Genomic DNA, 26,276 nt, shown 5'->3' with positions numbered 1-26,276 from the left:
CGGCTCGTGGCGTCAGGGCGTGTCGCCGGCGGTGTCGCCTGCGCGGTCGACCTCGTCGGCGAAGGCGAGGACCCGGGTGTTGACGCGGTCGGGGAACTCGCCGTTGAGGGCGTGGGAGGCGTCCGGCCACAACTCGACGACGCCCCGGGCGAGCAGGCGGCGGGCCCGCAGGGCGGCCTTGCGCGGGTTGTGGATGATGCTGCGCCCGGCGATCAGCGCGAGCACCGGCACGTCGAGCCCGGCGACCTGGTCGTCCGTGGGGTACGCAGGCGGCGGCAGGAACGCGGTGAAGTCCCGCATCCCGGCCGAGATCAGGTTGGCGACGGGCTCGTCGGCGGAGGCGTCGGCCCCGCCGGAGATCCAGCTCAGCAGCTTCCTGCGCCACGACTCGGGGAAGAACGGCACCACCGAGCCCAGCGAGAAGACGACGACCTTCCAGGTGATCCGGCCGAACAGGTTGGCGGGATCGAGCACGCTCACCGAGGCGATCCGCTCCGGCACGCGCAGGGCCAGGTGGAAGGCGCTCCACCCGCCGATGGACACCCCGACGAGGTGCACCCGGTCGAGGCCGAGCCGGTCCAGCAGCTCGGCCAGCCAGGCCGCCTGGTCCGCCGCGCCCGTGAACGGTCGGGTCTGCACCGACAGGCCGGGCTCGCCGAGCAGGTCGACGGTGTAGACCGGCCGCCGGGCGACGAGGCCGGCCAGGTTCGCCTCCCACATCGGGGTGGCCGAGGTGCGCCCCGGCAGCAGGAGCAACGGCACGCCGTCGCCGTCGCCGAACCGGTAGACCCGGACGGATCCGAACTCGGTCACCACGTCGTGGGTCTGGCCGGGTTCGGGGAGCCTGGCCATGGCGTCGTCGTAGGCGTCGCGGTAGCGCGCGAAGGCGGGGGCGTCGCGGAAGTGGCCGAGCCGCCGCGCACGGAACGCGGCTCCGATGTTGGGTTCGACAAGGTCGTTCACGTGCGGGATCCTTCGTTCGCCCTTCGCGATACGATCGTATCGCAACAACGTCACGATACACTCGTATCGCAAAGAGAGGGGGGCCGTGCCGAAACAGGTGGACCACGCGGCGCGGCGGGCCGAGATCGCCCATGCCGCGCTCAGGCTGTGCGCGCGCGACGGCCTGGCCGGCGTGAGCATCGGAGGCGTCGCCCAGGAGGCCGGCGTCTCCAAGGGGCTCGTGCAGCACTATTTCGGGGCGAAGGCCGATCTCATGCGGGCGAGCGCGCGGCTGCTCAGGCAGGAGATCGAAGGCCATGTCCGGGCGGCCCTGCGGGAGGCCGCCGGACCGGCCGACACGCTGCGGCGCACGCTGCTGGCCGTCGTCGAGCTGGGCTCGCGCGCTCCCGTGCTGCTGCTGGCCGGGCACGCGTTCCTGGCCAGGGCCGTCGCCGATCCCGACGTACGCGAGCTGTACCGCGCGGGCGGCGACGCGGTGCACCGCGAGATCGCCGCGCTCGTGGCCGCCACCGCCGCGGACCCCGGCGTCGAGGCGGGCGCCGAGGCCCACGTGCTGCTCGCGCTCGCGCGCGGGCTGGCCGACGGCGTGCTGGTCGGGGACCTGGACATCGCCGAGGCGACCGCGGTCCTCGACCACCAGCTCCGCCGGCTCGGCCGGCCGGCGGGCTCCTGACGGCACGCCGCGGTCGGCCCGGGGAGCTCCTCCGCCGGGCCGCCCGCGGCGCTCTCACCCGCCGATCGCGGGCATGCCCTCCGGTACGGCCTCCGCCGCCGCCTCCGGCCCGGCCGCCACGAGCAGCTCCACCAGCCGGTCCGCGATCGCGGAGATGGTGGGCTGCTGCCACAGCAGGGTCGCGGGCAGCCGGCAGCCGAAGCGCTTGTCCAGACGCCGCCGCACCATGACCGTCATCACCGAGTCCAGCCCCTGCTCCACCAGGGGACGGCGGACCGCCAGGTCCTCGGGGACCAGCCGCATCACGGCCGCGATCTCCGCCCGCACCTCGGGCAGGACGCGCTCGCGCAGGTCCTCCGCCGTCAGCCCGGCGAACGACGCTGCGGGCCCGCGCAGCTCCTCCTCCGCCGGGACGGGCGCGTCGATCACCGGGTAACGCAGCCCCGTGAGGTGACCCACCACCCGGCCGTCCGGGTCGGCCAGCAACACTCGCACGGTGTCGTCGGCGGCCGGGTCCACGGCCGCGTCGACGACCACCGTCGCGGGTGGGGCGCCGGTCAGCACGACCTCGTCGATGTGCACGACCATGCGCAGCACCGGGTCGCCGGGGAACACGCAGGGCGCGACGGACATCGCCGCGTCCAGCGCCGGGGCCCAGCTCTCGGCGTCCCCGGTGCGGACGGTGGCGCGCAGCGCGCCGTCGCCGCCCAGCAGCGTCTCGATCGTCCAGTCGAAGCCCGTCGAGGGCACGCCGACGGCGGCCAGCCGCCGCTGCACGAACCCGGGATCGATCGCGGTCAGAGCGCCGGCGCCGGGCAGCACGTCGGGCTTGACCTGGCCAGGAGCGGCCACCTCCGCGGTGACGTGCACCAGCCAGGCCGGTTCCGGCTCGCCGGGGCCGGCCGGCGTACGGGCCGCGAGCCGTACCGCCGGAGGCTCGTGCACGACCTGGACCTGCCGGCGTTCCGCGGTCATCAGCGGATGCGTCATCTCCACGCCGGTGAGCGTGACGTCCTCGTCCTCGGCCGCGTGCAGGAACGTGTTGACCAGCACGGCGGCGGGCACGATCTCGATCCCGTTGAGGGTGTGACTGCCCGGGTAGGGCCGGTTGGCGTCCTCCAGGCTGGTCCGCCACACGCGGGTCCGGCTGCCGGCCAGGCTGGTCCCGGCGCCGAGCAGGGTGTGGGAGCGCACGTCGTGCCCGCGGTTGTCGTCGTCGCCGGAGTCCTCGCGCCAGTGGCGGCGGTGCTGCCAGGCGTACGGCGGCAGGTCGGCGAGGCCGCCGTACGGCTGCAGCCGGTTCCAGTCCACCTCGACTCCGTGACAGTGGGCCGTGCCGACCGCGGCGAGGAAGGCCGGCAGCTCCGGCTGGTTCCGGCGCAGCGTGGTGCCGACGAACACGTCCTCGAACCCGTTCTCCGACAGCGTCTCGGTGACGGAGTGCGCGACCACCGGGTGGGGGGAGACCTCCAGGAACACGCGGTGGCCGTCCTCGGCCGCGGCCGTCGTCGCCGCGGTCAGCCGCACGGGGTCACGGAGGTTCGCCGCCCAGTACGCGCCGTCCAGCACCGGCGTCGCCCGGGGGTCGGCCAGCGCGGTCGTGTACATGGGGATGCGCGGCGGGCCGAACGACAGGCCGGCGACGGCGGCGGCCAGCTCGACGGCCAGCGGTTCCATCTGCGGGCTGTGGAAGGCGACGTCCGAGGCCACCCGCCGCACCACGATGCCCTCGGCCGGCCAGTCCTCGACCACGGCCTCGACCGCGGCGACGTCGCCGGACAACACGGTGGAGCCGGGCGACGACGAGATCGCGGCCACCAGGTCGGTCCGCCCGGCCAGCCGCTCGGCCGCCTCCTCGAAGGACAGGCCGACCATCACCATGGCCCCCTTGCCCTCGGCCTGCCGCAGCAGCCGCGAGCGGCGGCAGATCAGGCGGGCGCCGTCGGCGACGCTCATCGCGCCGGCCGTCACCGCCGCCGCGATCTCGCCGACGGAGTGGCCGATGACGGCCCGCGGCGCGACCCCGTACGCGTTCCAGAGCCGGGCGAGGCCCAGCTGCATCACGAAGATCATGGTCTGCACGCGGTCGATCGTGTCCAGATCGCCGTCGGCCAGGACCTGCCGCGGGGAGAAGCCGATCTCCTCGGCGAAGATCGGCTCGACCTCGTCGACCAGGGACGCGAAGTCCGGCACGGCGAGCAGCTCCCGCCCCATCCCCGGCCACTGGCAGCCCTGCCCCGAGAACACCCAGACCGGGCCGGGGCCGAGGTCGGGCAGCACGTCCCCGGTGAGGACCGCCTCGGCCGGCACGTCGTCGGCCAGCCTGCGCAGGTGGGCCGCCAGCTCGTCGCCGTCCGTCCCGATCACGACGGCGCGGCGGGCCAGATGGGTGCGCCGCAGCGCCAAGGTGTGCCCCGCCGACGCCGGGTCGAGGCCCGTGCCGAGGCGCTCGGCGAGCCGGCCCGCGTACTGCCGGAGGGCCTGCTCCGACGCCGCCGACAGCGGGAACAGCCGCTCCGCGCGGGGAGGCGGCTCCTCCTCCGCGGCCGCGTGCCGGGCCGGCGGGGCCTGTTCGAGCACGATGTGCGCGACCGTGCCCCCGTACCCGAAGCTGGAGACGCCCGCCCGGCGCGGGTGGTCGCGCTCCGGCCAGGACGATCGCCGCGTCACCACGCGCAGGCCCGAGGACTCCCACGGGACGGCCGGGTTGAGCGAGGACAGCACGCTCGGCGGGATCTCCCCGCGGTCGAGGGCGAGCACCGCCTTGATGACGCCGGCGATGCCGGCGGCGCCTTCCAGGTGGCCGATGTTGGACTTGACCGAGCCGATCAGGCACGGGTCGCCGGCCGGCCGCCCCGCGCCGTACACCGAGGACAGCGCGCCCGCCTCCAGCGGGTCGCCGAGCCGGGTGCCGGTGCCGTGCGCCTCGACGTAGTCCACGGTGGACGGCGCGACGCCCGCCTGCCGGCACGCCCGGGCCATCACGTGCTCCTGAGCCTCGCCGCACGGCGCCATGATGCCGTTGGTGTGCCCGTCCTGGTTCACGGCGCTGCCGATGACCAGCGCGAGCACGCGGTCGCCGTCGCGCTGCGCGTCGGACAGGCGCTTGAGCACGACCACGCCGCAGCCCTCGCCGCGGCCGTAGCCGTCGGCCGCCGCGTCGAACGACTTCGACCGCCCGTCGGACGCCAGGGCTCCGGCGGTGCCCAGCGTGAGGGTCTGGCCGGGAGTGACCAGCAGGTTGACGCCGCCGGCGAGGGCGACGTCGCTCTCGCCGAGCCGCAGGCTCTGCGCGGCCAGGTGCAGCGCGACCAGCGACGCCGAGCAGGCGGTGTCGATCGCCATGCTGGGGCCGCGCAGGTCGAGGGAGTAGGAGATGCGGTTGGCCACGGCGCAGGTCGCGGCGCCGATCCCGGTCCACGCCTCGATCTGGGGCAGGTCCTCCAGCAGCCGGCCGCCGTAGTCGGCCGTGCAGACGCCGACGAACACCCCGGCGTCGGTCCCGGCCAGCTCGTGCGGCGGCAGGCCGGCGTGCTCCAGGGCCTCCCACGCGGTCTCCATGAGGATGCGCTGCTGCGGGTCCATCAGCTCGGCCTCGCGGGGCGACAGGCCGAAGAACTCCGCGTCGAAGCCCTCGATGTCGCTCAGGAAGCTGCCGTGCCGTACGGCGTCGCGCAGTGCGGCGGCGTGCTCGGGGCTCCGGGTCTCGTAGCCGCGCCAGCGTTCGGCGGGCAGCGGCCCGGTCGTGTTGCGGCCGGCGCACAGCAGGTCCCAGAACTCGTCCGGCGAGTGGACGTCGCCGGGAAGACGGCATCCGATCCCGACCACCGCGACTGGTTCCACCCGGGCTCCGCGCGGAGTGTCGACCATCTGCGTTCGTTTCCCTTCGATGTCAGGCCCAATGAGGAGTTTCGAGGATTTCGAGCACGGCCCCGGAGACGGTCACCCCGGGCCCGGTGCCGAGCATGAGCAGGTGGTCGCCGGGGCCCAGCTGCCCGGTCGTGAGCAGGTGGTCGAGGGAGAGGACCTGGTCGCTCGCCCCGCAGTGGCCGATGGTGCGGCCGTAGTCCCAGGTGGAGCGGGACATGGGCAGGTCGACCACGGCCATGCACCGCTGTTCGACGATCTCCTCGGAGTAGTTCATGAACGCCACGCGGGTCAGGTCGCGGGCCTCGATCCCGCTCTCGTCCAGCACACGCTCGACGATCTCCATCAGCGCCCGCTGGATGTTGAACAACGCCGCGGTGGCCTCGCCCTTGGGCATGACCTGCTGCCGGAACTGCTCGTTGCGGGCCGCGAAGCTCATCCGGCGCCCGACCGTGACGCCCGGCGGGAACAGCGGTTCGCTGCCCCGGTGCAGTTCCTCGGCCCCGGCCACCGTCGTCGTGCAGACCGAGGCCAGGCGGGCGAACCCGCGGTCCTTGGTGAGCACGAGCGCGGCGGCGGCGTCCCCGCCGATGTAGCCGAGGCCCATCCGCCACCGGTCCATCAGCGGGGTGCCGTAGTTGTCGGCGGCGACCAGCAGGGCGGCCTGCCTGCCGGGCGCGGCGGCCAGGTGACCGGCCGCCAGTTCCAGGGCGATGAACATGCCGTTGCAGCCCTGCCGGATCTCGGTGGCCAGGACGTCCCCGCCGACGAGATGACGTTGCAGGTAGGAGTGCGGAGGCCAGCCGTCCGGGCCCTGGTGCCAGGTCGAGGCGTACAGGAGGAGATCGAGGTCGCCCGGCGCCCGGCCGCTGCGCTTGATCGCGCTGCGCGCCGCGTGCAGGGCCATCTCGGGAGCCGGCACGTCGCCGGCGACCACCGTCCCCGCCAGGTTGTGCAGCTCGGCGTCCTCCGCCGGGTACCAGCCCTTGGCGACGGCCTTCTCGACGCTGACGACGGTCCTGGGCAGGTAGGTTCCCACGCCGCCGATGTAGGTGTCCGCGTACCGCATGGCTTCCGTCCTCGTCCCGGCTAAGCGGATCGGAGTTCTCTGACCATCGTCACGATGGTCGCGACGTCCCTGAAGTTCTCGGGGTCGAGCATGGCGGCGGTGACCCGGACGCCGACGTCCTTCCTGAGGAAGTTCAGCAGCCGCGCCGTGCGCAGGGAGTCCAGGAGGCCCGACACGAGGAGCGGGGTGGTCTCGTCCACCTTGACGTCGTCGCCGTCCAGGACGAGGTTGTCCTGGACGAAGTCGACCAGCCGCCGGGTGAGGTCGTCGCTCACGCGCGTGCTCCTTCCGTGACGGGCGTGGTGGACAGGACCCGGAACGCCGCCGCGGCGACCGACGTGCCGGAGCCGAAGCCGACCATGAGCAGGTGGTCGCCGGGCACGAGCCCGCCGGTGGCGATCAGGTGCTCGAAGGCGATGAACTGGTCGACCGCGCCGCAGTGGCCGACGCGCCGGCCGTAGTCCCAGGTCGTCTGGTCCTCGTCGATGCCCAGCCAGGACATCTGCCCGTCCAGGTCCTCGCGGCGGCCGTGCGGGAAGGCCACCCGGGTGATGTCGCCGAAGCCGATCCCGGCCTCGTCCAGGGTCTGCTCGACCTGCTGCAGCATCGTCTTCTGGATCGTCAGGTGGATGCCGGTGCCCTGCGCCTTGAGCAGCCGCTGGCGGAACTCCTCGTGCCGGTCGCCGAAGCTCAGCCCCCTGCCGACGGTGGCGTCCGGGGGGAAGAGCGGGTAGGCGCCGTCGTTGACCGCGTCGGCCTCGGGGATCACCGTCATGTTCACCGACAGCAGCTCGGCCATGCCGTAGTCCTTGCCGAGGACGAGCGCGGCCGCGGCGTCGCCGATCAGCGCCCCGGGGGTCATCCGCCAGCGGTCCACCAGCGGAGTGCCGTGGTTGTCGGCGGAGACCACCATGGCCGTCCGCCGGTCGACGTCGGCCTGGAGGTAGCTCGCCGCCAGCTCCAGCGAGCTGATCATCCCGACGCAGCCGCTGCGGATCTCGTGCGCCGGCACGCCGCCGCCGAGGAGGTGCATCTGCAGGTAGTGCTGGGGCTGCCAGCCGTTGGGGCCCTGGTGCCAGACCGACGGGTAGAGCAGCAGGTCCAGATCGCGCGGGGAGGACTCGCCCCATCGCTCGTACGCGTCCAGGACCGCGAGCCGCGCCATCTCCGGCGCCGGCATGTCGCCGGCCACCGCCGCGCCGATCTGCCGGTATTTCTCGGCGTCCGCGGCCGGGTACCAGCCCTCGCGGACGGCCTGTTCGACGCTCACGCTGTCAGGCACGTAAACGCCCAGGCTCCTGACGAACATGTTGGGTGTACGCACACGCCCCCTAACTCATCGACGAATCCCGGACAACGGCCCGCGCCAGGGAAAAGCGCTTATCCGATTTATTTCCGGCCAGGAGTCACGTGGCCCCCGGCCGGTCGGTGAATACGACGGTAAATGAGCCGGCGGGCCGTCCCGGGTAAGGATAGGGGCGGCCCGCCGAATAACGCAATAAGGTGATCCGCGACCTTCCGTGACCGAGGTTCGACGGAACGTGGCGCAATAAGGGAAAGCCGCTATTCAGCTCCCCGCCCGCGGATTTCGCCGAATAAAATTCGGGAATCCACGGCGGCGGAACCCGGGTCGGCTCAGGGCACTCTCGTGCAGACGATGTTGTTGAGCTTGAACTGGGCGGGAATGTCGTTCGTCCCGGTGACGGACGCCGAGAAGCCGAGGCTCTGGCTGGAGCCCGGGCCGATGTAGGTGTTGGTGCCGGCGTCGCGGGCGGTCACCTGCGTGCCGGTCTGGGTCACCGTGGCGTTCCAGGCGTTGGTGATCAGCTGGTTGCCCGACCAGGCCCACGTGACGGTCCAGCCGTAGATGGGGGTCGTGCCGGTGTTTTTGATCGTCAGGCTGCCGTTGAACGCGCCGTTCCAGACCTCGGTGGCGTAGCTGACCTCGCAGGAGGTGCCCATCTTGAGCCCGCCGCGCAGGAAGGTCGTGAAGTTGGGCCAGGTGGGGTCGAGGGTGCCGGTGCCGACGGTCTCGCCGCAGTTCTTGGTGGTGCGGACGGTCTGCGTGCCGTAATGGGCGGGGTCCATGACCTGGGGCATCATGTGGTCGGCGCCGGGCACCGAGACGAAGGTGGCCGACCCGCACTGAGCCTTGATCTTGTTGTAGAGCAGGACGCTCTGCCCGTGCGGCACCAGGAAGTCGGCCTGGCCGTGCAGGAACATCAGCGGCGGGTCGTTGGCGTCGACGTACGTCATCGGATTGGCCTGGGCCACCGTGGCCGGGCATGTCTGGATGGGACAGCCGACCAGCAGGGACTCCGGCGAGGCGGGAGAGTTGTGGTCCAGCCCGCCGGTCGGCAGGTTCTGCGCGTTCATCTGCAGGAAGTCGGTCGGGCTGTAGAAGGCGAGCCCCGTCTGCACGGCGCTGGAGACGCCGGTCGTGCCGATGGCGCCCTCCAGCGCCGACACGCCGCCGGACAGCGTGGCCATCTCCGTCAGCCAGCCGCCCGAGGAGTCGCCCATGATCGCGAATCGGTTGGGGTCGAGCTGGTACGTGGCCGCGTTCGCGCGCAGCCAGCGGATCGCCGCCTTGATGTCGTGCACCTGGGCCGGGAAGATCGCCTGGGCGCTGGAGCGCACGCTGACGCCGGCCACCGCGAAGCCCAGCGGGTTGAAGATGGCGGCGATGGCGTCCGCGCCGGCTTTGCCGTCGTCGCTGCTCCACGCCGAGCCGGTGTGCCAGATGATCAGGGGGCGGGGCGTGATGCCGGTGGCGGGCAGGTAGAGATCCAGCAGATGCCCTCTGCTGCCGGCCGGTTGCGCGGGCGCGTAGGCGATGTCGGTGATCGTCTGCGTCGCGTGTGCCGGCGGCGCGAAGGCCGCCGGCACACCGACGGCGGCCAGCACGGTCATCGCCAAGCCGACGGCGGCCGTGCGGATTCGAGCTTGCATGGTGCGACTCCGGTTGGGTCGGATGGTCGCCGCTTCCCCGGGTGGCCGTCCGTGTCTCGGTCGATGGCAGGGCGGCCGTGATGAGCACGCCGGCCTGTCGCGCCTGTGAGAACAACGTCCTGTTCGAGTGTCGCGGCTCACATCGATATGGGCGGGGCGACGATATGCCACCAACGCGACGATGGTCAAAGTTTTCGAAGTTTCGTTTCCCTTAGAACGGGAAAGCGGCATAAATCGTACTTTGGGGCTGTAAGGCGCGGAGACGATCCCAGATCATCCATGGCGTGCACAGGCGGTCGGATACACCCCCACGGCGTCTTTCACGCCAATGAAAGTTTCATGACCCGGCGGCCCGGGATTCCTACGCGACAATCCCGCCGGAGCGGTGAGTGATAATGTCCACCGACATGATCTCCCCAGTCGCAGGAGGACGAATGCGAAAGGCACGCGCTGTTCTCGTCTCGGCCGTCATGGTCCTTGGAGTGTCGCTGACGATCGGCGCCGCCCCGGCGAACGCCGAGAAACTGGCGGGCGTCTTCAGGGAGCACGCGGAGTGCGAGCGGATCGGCACCCAGGGCGTCGACCAGAACTGGTGGGACGACTATTCATGCCAGTGGGAGAGCAAGTACAGCTACTACTTCCTCTACGCCTGACCCCGTGCGGCGCACGCCCCCCGGGCCCGCGGATCGAACCGGGGGCGCGTGCGCCCGCCGCGATCGGCGGGAGCCGGACGGCCGTCTCAGCGAAGGGCGGTCAAGGTGGTGAGGGGGTTGTCCAGGAGACCGGCGAAGGCGAGTTCGGCGGCTCCGGCGAGCGTGGTGTCGTCGCCCAGGGCCGTCACGGCCAGGCGGACGCGTTCCCGCGACACCGGCAGCACGTGCGCGTCGATCCGGGCGCGGACGCGTGGCTCGGCGCCGGGGTAGACGTCGCGCAACATCCCGCCGAAGACCACGAGCGCCGGGTTGAACAGGTTGATGAGGTTGACGACGCCGACGCCGAGCCAGTCGCCGACGCGGTCGAGGGCGTCCCGCGCCCTGGCGTCACCGGCGCGGGCGAGGGCGACGACGGACCGGATGCCGTCGCGGCCGACCAGGTCGCCGGACCGTCCCGCGTAGTCGAGCAGCGCCTCCTCCCCCACCTCGGCCTCCAGGCAGCCGCGCGACCCGCACAGGCAGGGCCGGCCGTCGAAGGGGTTGACCAGCATGTGCCCGAGTTCGCAGCCGTAGCCCGTGTCGCCGTCCAGGAGTTCGCCGCCGACGATGATCCCGCCGCCGACGCCGACGTCCCCGTGCAGGTAGACGAGGTTGTCGACGTCTCGTCCAGCGCCGCGCACGTGCTCGGCGATCGCCCCCAGGTGCGCCTCGTTGCCCACCTCGACGGGCAGCCCGAGGCCGAGCCCGGCGCCGAGTTCCGCGCCGAACGCCTGGTCCACCCAGCCGAGGTGCGGCCCGTACCGCACGGTGCCGTCGGTGCGTCTGATCAGCCCGCAGTACGAGGCGCCGACCCCCACGCACAACGCGTCCGGCCCGGCCCCGGCGACCAGCTCGCGGCCGAAGGCGGCCAGCACCCCGACGACGTCCTCCAGGTCGACCCCGGCGCGGGCGCGCACGGCCTCCCTGCGGTCGAGGACCCGGCCGCCCAGCCCGACGCGGGCCGCGACCAGCCGGTCCACGGCGACGTCGAACGCCAGCCCGTACACCGTGCCCTGCTCGGGCATGACGACGATGGACGGCCGCCCCGCCCGCCCCCGCCCGGCGGGCATGCCCTCGCGGACGAGCCCGGCCGCGGCCAGCTCGGCGGTCAGGTCCATGATGGTGCTGCGGTTGAGCCCCATCAGGCGGCCGAGCGCCGCGCGCGACACCGCCCCTTCGTGGTGGACGCGCCGCAGCACCTCGCTCAGGTTCCGCTGCCGCACCTGCTCCTGCGTCCGCACGACCACCGCCGATCCCGCCATACCGTCACCCTAGGACCCGTCCTCACAGGATCACGGTCGTGCCGGAAGGCGCAAGGTGAAGGTGGTGCGCACGCCCGGGGTGCTGGCGGCCGTGGCGGTGCCGCCGTGCGCCTCGGCCAGGTCGCGGACGATGGCGAGGCCCAGGCCGCTGCCGCCGGTGCGGCGGTTGCGGGACTTCTCCGCCCGCCAGAACCGGTCGAAGACGTGCGGAAGGTGCTCGGCGCGGATGCCGATCCCCGTGTCGGTCACCTCGATGACCACGTGGTCGCCGTCCCGGCGGGCGCCCAGCGTGATGCGGCCGCCGGCCGGCGTGTAGCGCAGGGAGTTGGTGACGAGGTTGCCGACGGCCTGGCGGAGCCGTACGGGGTCGGCGGTCAGGGCGGGGGCGCCGATGACGCCGGTGGTCAGGGTGAGGCCGGCGGCCTCGGCGCGGCCTCGGTGGGCGGTGGCCACCTGGTCGAGGAGGTCGCCGAGGTGCACGGGTTCGAGGTGCAGGCGCAGTTTGCCCGCGTCGGCGAGGGCGAGGTCCTGGAGGTCGTCCACGATGTGCTGCAGCAGCAGGAGCTCCTCGACCAGGGAGGCGATCAGCGCGGGGTCCAGCTCGGCGACGCCGTCCTGCGCCGCCTCCAGCCAGCCCCTCAGGTTGCTCAGCGGGGTGCGCAGCTCGTGGGAGACGTCGCTGACCATGGCCTTGCGCTGCTCCTCCATGCGCTGGAGGTGCTCGGACATCTCGTTGAACGCCGTGGCCAGCTCGCTGATCTCGCCGGTCGTCCTGACCTGGACGCGGGCGGAGCTGTCCCCGTCGCGCATCCGCCGGGCGGCGTGGGTGAGCGCGTTGACCGGGCCGACCAGGCGCCTGGCCGCCATGACGCTGACGCCGACGGTCAGCACGAGCACGAGGAGAGCGGCGCCGGCGATCGAGGGCAGCGGGATGCGCGGGCCGGTGGCCTCGGCGGGGGAACCGATGTACAGGTAGGCGGCGGGGGCGACGTAGGGGTCGAGCTGTTCCTTGCGGGCCGCGACGATGCAGGAGGAGATCGTCTGGCCGGGTTCGGCGACCGCCGGACCCGGCCGCTTCTCCTTGGGAACCCAGGTGAAGTCGAGGCCGACCGAGCCGCGTTCCGCGCCCTTGCCCTTCAGACAGCTGCCGACCAGGAGGTTGAGCTGCTTCAACGCGGCCTTCTCGGTGCGCGTCGGCGTGTTGAAGGTGACGGCGTCGCAGGGGGCCTTCACCGCGGGGACCGGGCTCGGCTCCTGCGGGATCCCTTCGCCGGTCGTCGTCACGGACGGCCTGCCGGTGCGGGAGACGGTCGTCCGGACGGCCTGCCCGGTACGTCTCATGCAGGCGGCGTAGGCGTCGGCCGCCTTCCCCAGCCGGACCCGGTCACGGTCGGGCAGCAGGAAGGGGCCCACCGCGCGCGGATCGATGCGGTCCTCGGCCGCCCCCGGCACCAGCGTCACGTCCACGGCCAGCGGATCGACGACGGCCGACACCCTGGCGGGCAGCGGGGTCCCGGCGGCCGCCGAGTCCGCGATGAGGGCGCCCTTCTCGGTGGTCAGCGCGACGCGGCGGTTGTTGGCGGCGGCGAGGTCGCGGACGGTGGCGGCGACGCCGGACCAGTCGGGATGGCGGGCGGCGTAACCGAGCAGGCTGTTGTTGATCTGGGCGTCGCTGGCCAGCGTCTGGCCCTGCTCGCGCTGGATCGCGCCGGAGGTGCTGCTCGCGGCCAGCCACGCCGTCGCCGTGATCGAGCAGACCGCCACGACGGCCGAGCTGGTGAGCAGCCTGACGAACAGCGACCTCATGCCTGGGTCAGCTTGTAGCCGACGCCGTACACGGTCAGCAGCCGGGACGGGCGGCGCGGGTCGGGCTCGATCTTCTTGCGCAGGTTCATCACGTGCACGTCGACCGTGCGTTCGGTGATGAAGCGGTCGAAGCCGTGGACGCGCTCCAGCAGCTGCTTCCTGGTGAACACCCGTTCCGGCTCGGCGGCCAGCGTCTCGATGATCCGGAACTCGGCGAGCGTGCAGTCGACCGGCGTGCCCGCCACGGTGACGGTGTGTCTGACCGGGTCGACGACCAGGTCACCGGCCCGGAACAGCCGGCCGGCCTCCGGCGACCTGCCGGCGCGGCGCAGCAGCGTGCGCACGCGGGCCATCAGCTCGCGCGGGCTGTACGGCTTGGTCATGTAGTCGTCGGCGCCGAGGTCGAGCCCGAGCAGCAGGTCGTCCTCGGTGGACCTGGCGGTCAGCATCAGGATCGGCAGGTCGGACTCGGCGCGCAGCACCCGGCAGACGTCCAGCCCGTCGACCTTCGGCATCATCACGTCGAGCAGCACGAGGCCGGGGTCCCCCTGCCGGGCCTCGTCGATCGCCGAACGTCCGTCGTGCACGACGCGGACCTCGTGGCCCTCCCGCTCCAGGTAGCGCCTGAGCAGTTCGGCCTGCTTGGGGTCGTCCTCGGCGACCAGTACGTACGCGCACATGGCCCGAGGTTATGCGCACTCCGCGAGTGCATACGGGATCCGCATGACAGGCAAACAGGTTCCACACATTCTGCCGCCAGGCTGCGCCGGGTGAGAACCAACCTGCTTCGTACGGCCGCGGCGACGGCACTCGCCCTCCTGACTGCGGGCTGCGCGGGCAGCGCGGACAGCGCCGTACGGCCCGCGGGCGCCACGGCGGCCACCCCGGCGAGCACCACGGCGAGCAGCGCCGCGCGCACCGAGCCGGCGGGCGGCGCCGGAGCGAAGATCGCGAGCGTCAGGGGAGCCCGGATCACGATCTACCGCGACAAGAAGGGCGCGCCCCAGAGGACGATCACCAGTCCCAACGACTACGGCGCGACGCGCGTCTTCCTGGTGGACCGCGACGAGGGCGACTGGCTCCGGGTGCTGCTGCCGATCCGGCCCAACGGCAGCAAGGGCTGGATCAAGGCCGCCGACGTGACGCTCGCGGAGACCTCCCACCGCGTGGAGATCGACCGCGGGGCGTTCCGCTTCACGGTCTACGACGGCGACCGGCCCGTCAGGACGGGCAGGGTCGCGACCGGCGAGGCCGGGACGCCGACGCCGCCGGGCCGCTACTTCTTCACCGAGCTGGTGAGGCCCACCGGTGACGGCGGGGCCTACGGCGCCTACGCGTTCGGGCTGAGCGGCTTCTCGCCGGTGCTGAAGAGCTTCGCCGGCGGCCCCGGCCAGCTGGCGCTCCACGGGACGAACAAGCCTTCCGCCATCGGCACGCGGGCCAGCCACGGCTGCGTCCGGGTCAGCAATGACGACATCACCTGGATGGCGAAGAACCTGGCGATCGGCACTCCGGTCGTCGTCAAGGGCTGAGGCCCTGCTCGAAGGATGAGAGGAACCCTATGAAGATCAGAACCATGCTCGTCGGCGGCGTCGCGGCGCTGGCCCTCGCGGCGGGTCTCGCCGGGCTGTCGGGGACGGCCTCGGCCGAGCCCAAGAAGCCCGCCGCGGTGCCCGCCGCAGTGCCCGCCGCTGTGCCCGCCGCTGTGCCCGCAGCCGTGTCCGCCGGGGGCCCCTCCGCGGCGCCCTCCCCGGTGCCCGCCGAAGGCCGGCCCACGGTGGAGCAGACGGCGGGGCCGAAGGAGCCGGTCGCCGTCAAGCCGCGTTACACCGGCTGATCACGACACGTCGCAGCACGACACGTCGCAGCCGCGTGACGTCCCTCCGCTCCTGCCCGTCGGCCGCGTCCGCGGCCTGGCCATCACGGGCGGGAGCAGGGCCCGGACGCCGCGGCGCCACGTGCGGGCGGCGAGCGGGACGGCCACGCCGTCCCTGACCACGCACATCACGGCGTCCGTGACACCGCGGTCTCGCGTGCGGCGGCCGCGCCGTCCCTGACCGCGCGCACCACGGCGTCCGTGACGCCGCCCCTCCCCCGCCGGGGTCTGCCCCCGGCGGGGGCTTTCCTTTCAAGCCCTCTCGTGCGCCGACGCCCCGAGGGCCGGGCCTTTCCCGTCGCGCTCCCCACCTCACCGTCCCGTGAGGTCGCGCGACGGATGTGCTTGCCCGTCCACGGTTTTCGCGCCTTTCAACCCCGATTGCGGGACCGCCCCGGCGAAGAGGATCATGTCGGTGTGGCGTTCCGGAGCAGTGGCGAGAAGGCCGCACTCCTCGCCCACGTCCGGAGCCCGGGGTTTGCCTGTCGCCGGTCCAGGAGGTTCGCGCGCTCCGGCCGACGCCGGGCGCCGGGACGTCGCTGACCGCCTGCCGAGCCGTCCGGCCGCCACCGGCCGATGACGCCCCTCCTGCAAGCAAGATCATGGCAGGTTCCAAGTCAGCGGCAAGCCGGGTCACCGATCCTGTTGCGCGGACGACCATGGGCGAAAGGAGCACGTAACCGCAGACCCCGACATTTGCCGCGAAAGCCCCCCGCCACCCCCGCGACCGCGCGACACTGAACCGCCCGCACGAACCCGCACGACCCCACGCGCCCAGCGACGACCTCGCCCGGGCTCGCGTGCGTCCCCGAGGAACGGGCTGTTCCGGACCGCCCACCCGGGCACGTTTGATCTTTGCTGGAAAGAGGACACATGACTACGGATGTGACGGGCGCGAACCGCCCTCCCACCGACTCGCCGGGACGCCTCCACGAGGCCCTGGAGGCGCAGTGCCGGCGGACACCCGATCGCCTCGCCGTCGTCGCGGGCACGAGCCGGATGACCTACGCCGAGCTCGACCGCAGGGCCAACGGGATCGCCAACGCCCTGGCCGCGCGGGGTGTGGCACGCGGCGACCTGGTGGGCATCTGCCTCGACCGCGACGAGTGGCTGGTGCCCGCGCTGATCGGGGTGCTCAAGGCGGGCGCGGCCTACGTGCCGCTGGACCCGGCCTACCCGGCCGAGCGCTTACGTTTCATGGCCGAGGACGCCGCCATGACCGCGGTGGTCACCTCGGCGGCGCGGCGCGAGACCGCGGCGCCGACCGGCGCGGACACCGTGCTCGTCGACGACGTGACGCCCGCCGCGCACGGGCCGCGGGTGCCCGGCGAACCGGGCGACGCCGCGTACGTCATCTACACCTCCGGTTCCACCGGCCGTCCCAAGGGCGTGGTCGTGGAGCACCGCAACACCCTCAACCTGGTGCGCTGGGAGGCGTCCGCCTACACCGCCGAGGAGCTGAGCGGCATGCTCGCCGGCTCCTCCATCTGCTTCGACGCCTCGATCACCCAGATCTTCACGCCGCTGTTCGCGGGCGGGACCGTGATCATGGCGGACAACGTGCTGGCGCTGCCCACGCTGCCCGCCCGCGACGAGGTGCGCACGGTCTTCGGCGTCCCGTCCGCGCTGTCGGTGCTGCTGCGCGAGCCGCTGCCGGACGGCGTGCGCATGGTGCTGTCCGGCGGCGAGCGGCTGACCGCCGCGCTGGTCGCGCGCGTGTACGCCAACCCCGGCGTGCGCCGCGTGCTCAACATGTACGGCCCCACCGAGTGCACCACCGGCTCCACCCTGTTCGAGGTGAGCCGCGACCACCAGGGCGACCCGCCGCTGGGCGGGCCGATGGCGGGCGCGCTGCTCAGCGTGCGCGACGCCGACGGCAGGCCGGTCCCCGACGGCGAGGTCGGCGAGTTGTGGATCGGCGGGCCGAACGTGACCCGCGGCTACCTGGGCCACGACTCGCAGGCGTTCGGCACCGACCCGGACGGCACCCGCGTCTACCGCACCGGCGACCTGGTCCGATGGGTGGACGGCGAGCTGCGCTACGTGGGCCGCGCCGACGACCAGGTCAAGATCCGCGGCTACCGGGTGGAGCTGGGCGAGGTCGAGTCCGCGCTGGACCGCCATCCCGCGGTGCGCCGCGCCGTCGTCCTGGCGCACACCGACGACGACGGCATCGCCTACCTCGTCGCGCACGTGGCCGCCTCCGGCGTGAGCGAGCCCGAGCTGCGCGACTGGCTGCGTGACCGGCTGCCCGACCACCTGGTCCCGGCCAGGATCGGCGTGACCGGCGACCTGCCGATCGCCCCCACCGGCAAGGTGGACCGCGCGGCCCTGCCCAAGCTGGGCGCCGCCCGGACGGGGACCGCGGCGCCGGTCGCGCCCCGGACGGACGACGAGCGCCAGGTGGCCGAGGTGATCGCGAACGTGCTGGGCCTGCCGGAGGTGGGGGTGCACGACCGGTTCGCCGACCTGGGCGGGCACTCGCTGGCCGCCGCCCGGGTGGTGACCGAGCTGTCCCGGCGGCTCGGGCACACCGTGCCGCTGGCGACGTTCCTGACCGAGCCGACCGCGGCCGGGCTGGCGGCGCGCCTGCGCGAGCCGGGATCGGCGCCGGTGCGGCGGACCGGCCGGACCCGGCACCCGCTCACCGCCGCGCAACGCGAGTTCTGGACGTTGCGCCAGCTCCACCCGCACAGCCCGGTCACCACCGTGTCGATCCGGCTGCGCGTGCGCGGCCTGAGCGGGAGCGCGCCGCTGCGCCGGGCGCTGGACGCGGTCCTGCGCCGGCACGAGGCCCTGCGCAGCACGGTCTCCGTCGGCGAGGACGGCGTCCCGTACGCGGTCGTGCACCCGCCCGTCGCCGTCCCCCTGGTCGAGCATCCGGCGGGCGCGGACCCGGTGAAGGTGGCCCGGGCCGCGGTGGAGCACGTGTTCGACGTGACGACCGAGGTGCCGTTGCTGCGCGCGAGCCTGTGCCCCGTCGGAGAGGGCGTGGCCGAGCTGGTGCTCGTGACGGACCACATCGCCTTCGACGGCGGTTCGACCGGCGTGCTGATGGACGAGCTGGCCGCCGAGCTGGCGGGCGAGCCCGTCCCCGAGCCGGCGGTGCAGCTCGGCGACGTGGCGGTGCGCGAGCAGGAGGACCGGCCCGACCTCGCGCGGCTGCGGGAGTTCTGGCGCGGCGAGCTGGCGGGGGCGCCGGTGGCGGGGCCGCCGCCCGGCGACCTGACGACGTGCCGGGTGATCAGGCCGCTCACCGAGGAGTTCACGGACGGCGTGGCCGCGCTGGCCCGCGCGTGCGGCGCGACGCCGTACGCGGTCTACCTGGCCGCGCTCGCCCTGGTCGCCGGGGAGCCGGACACGCTGGTCGGCATGGTCGCGGCGCGGCGCGCCCGGCCGGAGCTGGCCCGGGTCGTCGGGCCGCTGATCGACACCGTGCCGGTGCGGCTGCGGCCGGACGCCGCGCCGACCTTCCGCGACCTGGTCCGGCAGGCCGGGCAGGCCGCCACGCGGGCGCTGGTCCACCAGGAGGTCCCGCCCGCCGACGTGCCCCGCGCCCCGGTGCTGCTGGCCATGCAGCACGCCGAGGTGCCGGTGCGCGCCGGCTGCCTCGAACTGCTGACCGAGATCGGTCCGGGCGCGGCGGTCCACGAGTTCAGCGTGCTCGTCAACCGCACGGCCGCCGGCGCTGAGCTGCACCTGGAGTACGCGGTCGCGCTGCTCGGCCGGGAGGCGGCCGGGGCGTACCTGGACCGGCTGCTGTGGCTGCTGCGCCGCGTGGTGGCCGAGCCGGACCTGGCGATCGCCACGTTCGAGCCGGTCACCCCGGACGAACGCGCCGCGCTGCTGGCCCGCGCGGCCGGCCCGCTGCTGCCGGACGACCTGCCGCCGGTGCCGCTGTCGCTCGCCGCACACGCCACCGGCGCAGCGGGCGGGGCGGGCAGGGCGGTGGTCGGCCCGGACGGCGTCACCCTGAGCCACGCCGAGCTGAACGACCGCGCCGACCGGATCGCGGCCGGGCTGCTGGCGCACGGCGTGTCGCGCGGCGACGTGGTCGGCGTCCACGTGCCGCGGGACGAGATGTTGCCCGCGGCGCTGCTGGGCGTGTGGCGGGCGGGTGCGGCGTACCTGCCGCTGGACCCGGAACACCCGGCCGAGCGGCTGCGCCTGCTGGCCGCGGACGCGGGCGCCCGCGTGGTCCTCACCCCCGGCCAGACGCCCCTGGAGACGGCGCCCGGCGAGGACGGGCCGGTGCCTCTCGACGCGGACCGGCTCGCGGCCGGCCCCCGCGCGGACCTTCCCGAGGTGCGCGCCGAGGACCTGGCGTACGTCACCTACACCTCCGGCTCCACCGGCACGCCCAAGGGGGTCGAGGTCACCCACGGCGCCCTGGCCGCCCTCGTGGCCGGCATGATCTCGACGCTCCGCCTCGGCCCGGCCGACGTGCAGCCCGCGGTCGCACCGCTGAGCTTCGACGTCTCCGCCTCCGAGCTGTGGAGCGTCCTGGCCGCCGGCGGCACGTCCGTGGTGGTGGACAGGGCCACGGCCACCGACGGGCACGCGCTGGCGGAGCTGATCGCCACCAGCGCGGCCACGGTGGTCGACCTGGTGCCGACCGCGTACCGGATGCTGATCGCGGCCGGCTGGGCGGGTGACCCCGCGCTGCGCGCCGTCGCCGGCGGGGAGGCGCTGGACCCGGCGCTGGCCGAGCAGGTCCTGCTGCGCGTCGGCGAGTTGTGGAACGCCTACGGGCCCACCGAGACCACCGTCACCTCCCTGCTGCACCGGGTGCGCGCGCACGAGGGCGACCGGGTGCCGATCGGGTCGCCGATGCCGGGCGAGCGGGCGTACGTGGTCGACGCGCGGCTGCGGCTGGTGCCGCCGGGCGCGGTCGGCGAGCTGCTGCTGGGCGGCGCCGGGGTGGCCAGCGGCTACCGGGGCCGTCCGGACCTGACCGCGGCCGCCTTCGTCGCCGACCCGTTCACGCCGGACGGCCGCTGCTACCGCACCGGCGACCTGGCTCGCCGGCGGCCGGACGGCACGCTGGAGTTCCACGGCCGCCGCGACCACCAGGTGAAGGTCCGCGGCTACCGGATCGAGCTGGGCGAGGTCGAGGCCGTGCTGCGCGAGGTCGCCGAGGCCGCGGTGACCGTGGCGGGCACGGACGCGCAGGCCCACCTGGTCGGCTACGTCGCGCCGGAGACGGCGGACCTGGCCGCGGTCGAGCGGCACGCCCGGTCCCGGCTGCCCGGCCACATGGTGCCGGGCCGCTGGGTCGTGCTGCCGGCCCTGCCCACGCTGCCGAGCGGCAAGGTCGACCGCCACGCGCTGCCCGAGCCGGACACCGGCCCGGCCCCGGCGCGGGTCGAACCCGCCACCGAGGCCGAGCTCCTGGTGGCCGCCGTCTGGGCCGAGGTGCTCGAACGGCCCGAGGTGTGGGCCGGCGACGACTTCTTCGCCCTCGGCGGAGCCTCCTTCGCCGCGACCAGGGTGGCCGCCCGCCTGCGCGAGATGTTGCAGCTCACCGTGCCCGTGCGGTTGGTGTTCGACCGGCCGGTGCTGGCCGACTTCGCCGCCGCGCTGGAGGAACTGCTGGCCGCCGACCTGATGGAGGGGAACGAGGGATGACCGAGGTACGTGAGGACCGGATCGCCGAACTCGTCCGGTCCAGGCTCGCCGCCGCCCTGAAGCAGAAGGAGCAGGCCGCCGTCCCCCGGATCCCGGCGACGTCGGCCGCGGACATGCCGCTGTCGCCGGCGCAGGAGCGGCTGTGGTTCCTGGCCCAGCTCGAACCCGGCACGCCCGCCTACAACGTGCCGCTGACGCTGCGGCTGCGCGGCCCGGTGGACGTCCCCGCCCTCACCGGCGCGGTGGCCGACCTGGCCGAGCGGCACTGGATCCTGCGCGGCGTCATCGAGGACGGACGCGTGCGGCCCGTCGCCGCCGTGCCGGTGCCCGTGGTCGACCTGTCGGACGCGGGCCCGGCGGAGCTCGAACGGAAGCTGGCCGAACACGCCTGGCGGCCGTTCCGGCTGGACGCCGAGCCGCCCCTGCGGGCCACGCTCTACCGGCTCGGCGACGAGGAGTGCGTGCTCGCGCTCACCCTGCACCACATCGCCACCGACGCCTGGTCGGAACGCGTGCTGCTGGACGATCTCGCCCACCTGTACGCCGCCCGCCTCGGCCTGGAGCCGCCCCCCGCTCCCCCGGCCCTGCAGTACGCGGACGTCGCCGCGTGGGAGGCCGGGCGGCCCGACGCCGACCTCGACTGGTGGGCCGCTCGCCTGGCGGGCCTGCCGCCGGTGCTCGACCTGCCGCTCGCCCGCCCGCGCCCGGCCGTCCCCACCTGGGAGGGGGCGGCGGTCGCGGTGGAGGTGCCCGAGGCGTTGTCGGCGAAGGTGCGCGCGGTGGCCGGGACGTCGCCGTTCATGGTGTTCCTGGCCGGGCTGCAGGCGCTGCTGAGCCGCCTGTCCGGCGTGGACGACATCGCCGTCGGCGTGCCGCACGCGGGCCGCCACCACCCCGACGCCGAGCGGGTCGTCGGCTGTTTCATCAACACGCTGGTGGTGCGCGGCGACACCTCGGGCGACCCGACCGGCGCCGAGCTGCTGGCGCGGGCGCGCACGGCGGCGCTGGACGCGTTCGCGCACGCCGGCACGCCGTTCGAGCGGATCGTGGAGCGCCTGCAGCCGGAGCGGAACCTCGCGGTCACGCCGCTGTTCCAGGTGATGCTCAACGTCTACGACACCGGCACGCCGCCGTCGCTGCCGGGGCTGGCGGTCGAGACCGGGACGCCGCCCGCGCCGACCGCCAAGTTCGACCTGAACCTGGAGCTCGGCGACGACGGCACCCGCTTCTCGGGCGAGTTACGCTTCCGCACCGACCTGTTCGACGAGGCCACCGTGCGCCGGCTCGCCGGCTGGTACCTGGAGCTGCTGGACGGCATGCTCACCGACCCCGGCGCGCCGGTGCGGCTGCCGGCCGGCGACGACCTGCGCGGCCGGGACGCCGTCCTGCCCGTGGACGTGCCGCTGCACACGCTGGTCGAGCGCATGGCCGACGCCCGCCCCGACGCGGTCGCGGTCGGCCCGCTCAGCTACGCGGAGCTGGACCGCCGCGCCAACCAGGTGGCCCACTGGCTGCTGGAGAACGGGGTGCGGCCGCAGGAGCCGGTCGGCGTGCTGCTGGAGCGGCGGCCGGAGCTGGTGGTCGCCATGCTCGGCGTGCTCAAGGCGGGCGCCGCCTACCTGCCGCTCGACCCGGTCTACCCGGAGCGGCGCAACCAGGCGGTGGTGGCCGACGCCGGAGCGCGGATCGTGCTCACCGGCGCCGAGCTCGCCGCCGCGGCGGAGGCGTCCGGCGAGCGTCCCGGCGTGGCGGTGCGGCCCGAGCACCTGGCGTACGTGATCTACACCTCGGGCTCGACCGGGCGGCCGAAGGGCGTCGCGGTCGAGCACCGGCACATCACGCACTACCTCGGCGCGGTGGCCGAGGTCCTCCCCGCAGGGCTGACGTCGTTCGCGCTGGTCTCCACCGCCGCCGCCGACCTGGGCATGACGAACGTGTGGTGCGCGCTGACCACGGGCGCCGCCCTCCACCTGATCGACCACGAGACGGCCACCGACCCGGCCGCGTTCGCCGCCCGCCTGGCGGCGCACCCGGTGGACGCGATCAAGATGGTGCCCAGCCAGCTCGAACTCCTCGGCACGGCCGCCCTGCCCGGCAGGCTGCTGATCCTGGCCGGCGAGGCGGTGCCGGCGGACCTCGTCGCGCGGGTGCGGGCGGCGCGGCCGGACCTGGAGGTGCAGATCCACTACGGCCCCACCGAGACCACGGTGTCGGTGCTGGCCTGCGACGCGGGCGAGGCACTGGCCGAGCTGGGTCCGGGCCGGGCCCCGCTGGGCCGCCCGCTGGCCGACGTGGTGTGCCGGGTGGCCGACCCGTCCGGACGGGCGTTGCCGCCCGGCGTGCCCGGTGAGCTGTGGATCGGCGGGCCGAGCGTGGCCCGCGGCTACCTGGGCCGTCCCGACCTCACCGCGGAGCGTTTCACCGGCGGCTGGTACCGCACCGGCGACCGGGTCCGGGTGACCGGTACCGGGCTGATCGAGTTCCTGGGACGCATCGACGACCAGGTGAAGGTGCGCGGCTTCCGCGTCGAGCTGGGCGAGGTCGTCGCGGCGTTGCGGGCTCTGCCGCAGGTCGCGGAGGCGTACGTGCAGCCGGTCGGCGACGGACTGGAGCGCCGCCTGGCCGCCTGGGTGACGCCCGCGACCGTGGAGGCCGCGGCCGTGCGCTCGGCGCTGCGCGAGCGGTTGCCCGACTACATGGTGCCGGCCGCGATCGGCGTGCTGGAGGCGTTGCCGCTCACGCCGAACGGCAAGGTGGACCGGGCGGCGCTGCCCGTGCCCGAGGCGGCGCCCGCGGTGCGGGTGCCGCTGGGCACGCCCGCCGAGCGCCTGGTCGGCGAGGTCTGGGCCGACGTGCTCGAACTCGCCGAGGTGTGGGCGGACGACGACTTCTTCGCCCTCGGCGGGCACTCGTTCGCCGCGACCCGGGTGGCCGGGCGGCTGCGGGAGCGGCTGGGCGCGGCGGTGCCGGTGCGGCTGCTGTTCGAGCACCCGGTGCTGGCCGACCTGGCCGCCGCGCTGCCCCGTCCGGCCGCTGCGGCGCGCGTGCGGCGCGCGCCGGCGGACGGGCCGGTGCCGCTGTCCGGGGTGCAGGCCAGGCTGTGGTTCCTGGCGCAGCTCGAACCGGACAGCAGCGCCTACAACGTGCCGGTGGCGCTGCGGCTGCGCGGCCCGCTGCGCGCGGAGGCGCTGCTGGACGCGGTGCGCGACCTGGCCGAACGGCACCACGTGCTGCGCGGCGTGGTCGACGACTCCGGCCCCGAGCCGGTCATGGTGGTGCGGGACGCCGCCGAGGTGCCCGTCTCCACCGCGCGCGTGGACCGGTCCGAGGTCGAGGACGTGCTGGCCGGGCACCTGGCGACGCCGTTCGCGCTGGACCGCGAGCCGCCGATGCGGGCGGTGCTGCTCGCCGTCGGCGATCCTGGGCACGACGACGAGCACGTGCTCTCGCTCACCTTCCACCACATCGCCACCGACGCGTGGACGCGCGGGCTTCTGCTGTCTGAGCTGTCCGGCCTGTACGCCGCCCGCCTGGGCCTGCGCCCGCCGCTCGACCCGCCCCCGGCGCAGTACGCCGAGGTGTCGCCGGTCCCCGACCCGGCCGACCTGGACTGGTGGGCCGGGCACCTGGACGGCCTGCCGCCGGTGCTCGACCTGCCCACCGACCGGCCGCGACCCGCGGTGCCCGACCCGGGCGGAGCCGCGCTCGACCTGGAGCTCCCGGCGGAGCTGAGCGAGCGGATCAGGACGGTGGCCGCCGCCTACCGGTCCACGCCGTTCATCGTGCTGCTGGCCGGGTTGCAGGCGCTGCTGGCCCGGCTGTCGGCGAGCGCGGACATCGCGGTCGGCGTGCCGGTCTCCGGACGCGACCACCCGGACACCGAAGGCGTGGTGGGCTGCTTCCTCAACACCGTGGTCGTGCGGACCGACGTGGGCGGCGACCCGACCGGGCGCGACCTGCTGGCCCGCGCGCGGGAGTCCGCGCTGGGCGCGCTCGCGCACGCGGGCACGCCGTTCGACCGGGTGGTGGACCGGCTGCGGCCGGAACGCAACCTGGCGGCCACGCCGCTGTTCCAGGTGATGCTCAACTACGTCCCCGGCGTGGCCGGGGCGGAGCTGCCCGGCCTGGAGGCGTCCGAGATCCACCTGCCGGAGCTGACCACCAAGTTCGACCTGAGCTGGCACGTCGTGGACGACGGGCCGGGCGCGACGCTGCGCGGCGGGCTCGCCTACCGGACCGACCTCTTCGAACCGGGCACCGCGGCCAAGCTGACCCGCTGGTACGCCGCCCTGCTCGACGGGCTGCTCGCCGACCTGGACGCGCCGGTGGGCGCGGTGCCGCTGGAGCCGGTGACCGGCCCGGCGCTGGCCGGCGGGCCGCCGCCGGAGCCGCCCGCCGGGGCGGTGCACCACCTGATCGAACGCTGGGTGGACGAGACCCCCGGCGCGCCGGCCGTGGTGGGCGCCGACCGCGCCCTGACCTACGCGGAGCTGGAGTCGGCCGCCAACCGCATCGCGCACTGGCTGATCCAAGCCGGGGTGAGCGCCGACGAGCCGGTCGGCGTGCTGCTGGAGCCGGGGGCGGACCTGGCCTGCGCGTTGTTCGGCATCCAGAAGTCGGGCGGCGGATACCTGCCGATGGACCCGGCGTACCCGGCGGCGCGGATCGCCGCGATGCTGGAGGCCGCCGGGGTGCGCGCCGTGGTGACGGTGAGCGAGTTCGCGCCCCTGATCGGGGATGGCAGGCAGGTGCTGGCGCTGGACCGACTGCCCGACCTCCCGGAGACCAGGCCGGAGAGCGCGGTGCGACCGGAGCACCTGCATCACGTGATCTTCACGTCGGGGTCCACCGGCACGCCCAAGGCGGTGGCCGCCGAGCACGGCGGCGTCCTGAACTACCTGGGCGGCATGCTGCCGCGCATCGGCGTGCCCGGCGGGTCGTTCGCCGTGGTCTCCACACCGGCCGCCGACTTCGGCCTGACCTGCGTGTTCGGTGCGCTGACCACCGGCGGGACGGTGCACCTGGTGCCGCGCGAGACCGCGATGGACCCGGCCGCGTTCGCCGGCTACCTGGCCGAGCACCGGGTGGACGTCGTCAAGTGCGTGCCGAGCCACCTGGAGCTGCTGGCCTCGGGCGGCGACCTGGCGGCCGTGCTGCCGGGCCGGCTGCTGATCCTGGCGGGCGAGGCGTGCCCGTGGGACCTGGTGGAACGGGCCCGCGCCGCCCGGCCCGAGCTGCGGATCCAGAGCCACTACGGGCACACCGAGTCCACGATGATCTGCCTGGTGTGCGACACCGAGGAGATCCCCGCCGACCGGCGGACCGGCATCGTGCCGCTGGGCCGCCCGCTGCCCGGCGTGTACGGGCACCTGGTGGACGCCGGAATGCGGCCGGTGCCGCCCGGCGTGCCCGGCGAGCTGGTGGTCGGCGGCCCCGGGGTCACCCGCGGCTACATCGGCCGGCCCGAGCTGACCGCCGAACGGTTCGT

15 protein-coding genes are annotated in these 26,276 nt (G+C 74.3%); 6 read left to right on the top strand and 9 right to left on the bottom strand.

The genetic code is table 11. The features are described from left to right. Positions 1–12 precede the first annotated feature (12 nt). Positions 13–963: an alpha/beta fold hydrolase gene (locus tag AB0J71_RS37670; RefSeq protein WP_364418788.1), complete on the bottom strand. Its 951-nt coding sequence runs from the start codon at positions 961–963 to the stop codon at positions 13–15. A gap of 85 nt (positions 964–1,048) precedes the next feature. On the opposite strand from AB0J71_RS37670, the gene AB0J71_RS37665 reads away from it, so the two are divergent. Beyond that, positions 1,049–1,636 carry a TetR family transcriptional regulator gene (locus AB0J71_RS37665; protein WP_352323763.1) on the top strand — a complete coding sequence of 196 codons (588 nt, stop codon included), beginning with the start codon at positions 1,049–1,051 and terminating at the stop codon, positions 1,634–1,636. A 54-nt stretch (positions 1,637–1,690) separates the two neighbouring features. Here AB0J71_RS37665 and AB0J71_RS37660 read toward each other — a convergent pair whose 3' ends face one another. The 5 genes from AB0J71_RS37660 to AB0J71_RS37640 form a co-directional block, all read right to left on the bottom strand. Then, entirely contained in the window at positions 1,691–5,479 is a 3,789-nt protein-coding gene (locus AB0J71_RS37660; protein ID WP_364418786.1) for a beta-ketoacyl synthase N-terminal-like domain-containing protein, read from the bottom strand. A 49-nt stretch (positions 5,480–5,528) separates the two neighbouring features. Continuing rightward, positions 5,529–6,572, bottom strand: a complete 1,044-nt coding sequence (locus tag AB0J71_RS37655; RefSeq protein WP_364418784.1) for a ketoacyl-ACP synthase III family protein — start codon at positions 6,570–6,572, stop codon at positions 5,529–5,531. Positions 6,573–6,592: 20 nt separating this feature from the next. Further along, positions 6,593–6,847, bottom strand: a complete 255-nt coding sequence (locus AB0J71_RS37650; RefSeq protein ID WP_352327657.1) for a hypothetical protein — start codon at positions 6,845–6,847, stop codon at positions 6,593–6,595. Beyond that, complete coding sequence (locus AB0J71_RS37645) at positions 6,844–7,854, bottom strand: ketoacyl-ACP synthase III family protein (protein WP_364418782.1); 1,011 nt, start codon at positions 7,852–7,854, stop codon at positions 6,844–6,846. The genes AB0J71_RS37650 and AB0J71_RS37645 overlap by 4 nt, the downstream gene beginning before the upstream one ends. Positions 7,855–8,207: 353 nt before the next feature. Then, complete coding sequence (locus tag AB0J71_RS37640) at positions 8,208–9,524, bottom strand: cellulose binding domain-containing protein (RefSeq protein WP_364418780.1); 1,317 nt, start codon at positions 9,522–9,524, stop codon at positions 8,208–8,210. Positions 9,525–9,958: 434 nt separating this feature from the next. Between AB0J71_RS37640 and AB0J71_RS37635 the strand changes: the two genes are divergently transcribed. Beyond that, positions 9,959–10,177, top strand: a complete 219-nt coding sequence (locus tag AB0J71_RS37635; RefSeq protein ID WP_352327660.1) for a hypothetical protein — start codon at positions 9,959–9,961, stop codon at positions 10,175–10,177. A gap of 86 nt (positions 10,178–10,263) precedes the next feature. Here AB0J71_RS37635 and AB0J71_RS37630 read toward each other — a convergent pair whose 3' ends face one another. The 3 genes from AB0J71_RS37630 to AB0J71_RS37620 are packed head-to-tail and all read right to left on the bottom strand — an operon-like array spanning position 10,264 to position 13,964. After that, complete coding sequence (locus AB0J71_RS37630) at positions 10,264–11,478, bottom strand: ROK family protein (protein ID WP_364418778.1); 1,215 nt, start codon at positions 11,476–11,478, stop codon at positions 10,264–10,266. Positions 11,479–11,508: 30 nt separating this feature from the next. Continuing rightward, entirely contained in the window at positions 11,509–13,284 is a 1,776-nt protein-coding gene (locus AB0J71_RS37625) for an ATP-binding protein (protein WP_364392268.1), read from the bottom strand. Further along, on the bottom strand, positions 13,281–13,964 hold the full coding sequence (locus AB0J71_RS37620; protein WP_352330464.1) for a response regulator transcription factor: 684 nt from the start codon (positions 13,962–13,964) through the stop codon (positions 13,281–13,283). The genes AB0J71_RS37625 and AB0J71_RS37620 overlap by 4 nt, the downstream gene beginning before the upstream one ends. A 90-nt stretch (positions 13,965–14,054) precedes the next feature. Between AB0J71_RS37620 and AB0J71_RS37615 the strand changes: the two genes are divergently transcribed. From AB0J71_RS37615 to AB0J71_RS37600, 4 genes are all read left to right on the top strand, one after another. Beyond that, positions 14,055–14,816: a L,D-transpeptidase gene (locus AB0J71_RS37615; protein ID WP_364418776.1), complete on the top strand. Its 762-nt coding sequence runs from the start codon at positions 14,055–14,057 to the stop codon at positions 14,814–14,816. Between the two features lie 29 nt (positions 14,817–14,845). Beyond that, the gene (locus tag AB0J71_RS37610; protein WP_364418774.1) at positions 14,846–15,121 is read left to right on the top strand and encodes a hypothetical protein; all 276 of its coding nucleotides are present in this window, start codon (positions 14,846–14,848) and stop codon (positions 15,119–15,121) included. 912 nt (positions 15,122–16,033) lie between these two features. Continuing rightward, positions 16,034–20,788 (top strand): amino acid adenylation domain-containing protein, encoded by a 4,755-nt coding sequence (locus tag AB0J71_RS37605; protein WP_364418772.1) that lies wholly within the window; start codon positions 16,034–16,036, stop codon positions 20,786–20,788. Then, the coding region (locus AB0J71_RS37600; protein WP_364418769.1) for an amino acid adenylation domain-containing protein at positions 20,785–26,276 on the top strand (5,492 nt) is incomplete at its 3' end. The genes AB0J71_RS37605 and AB0J71_RS37600, both read left to right, overlap by 4 nt.

The organism is Nonomuraea sp. NPDC049637, assembly GCF_040675235.1.
Taxonomy (GTDB): Bacteria; Actinomycetota; Actinomycetes; order Streptosporangiales; family Streptosporangiaceae; genus Nonomuraea.
This window is presented reverse-complemented; position numbering and strand designations above follow the sequence as displayed.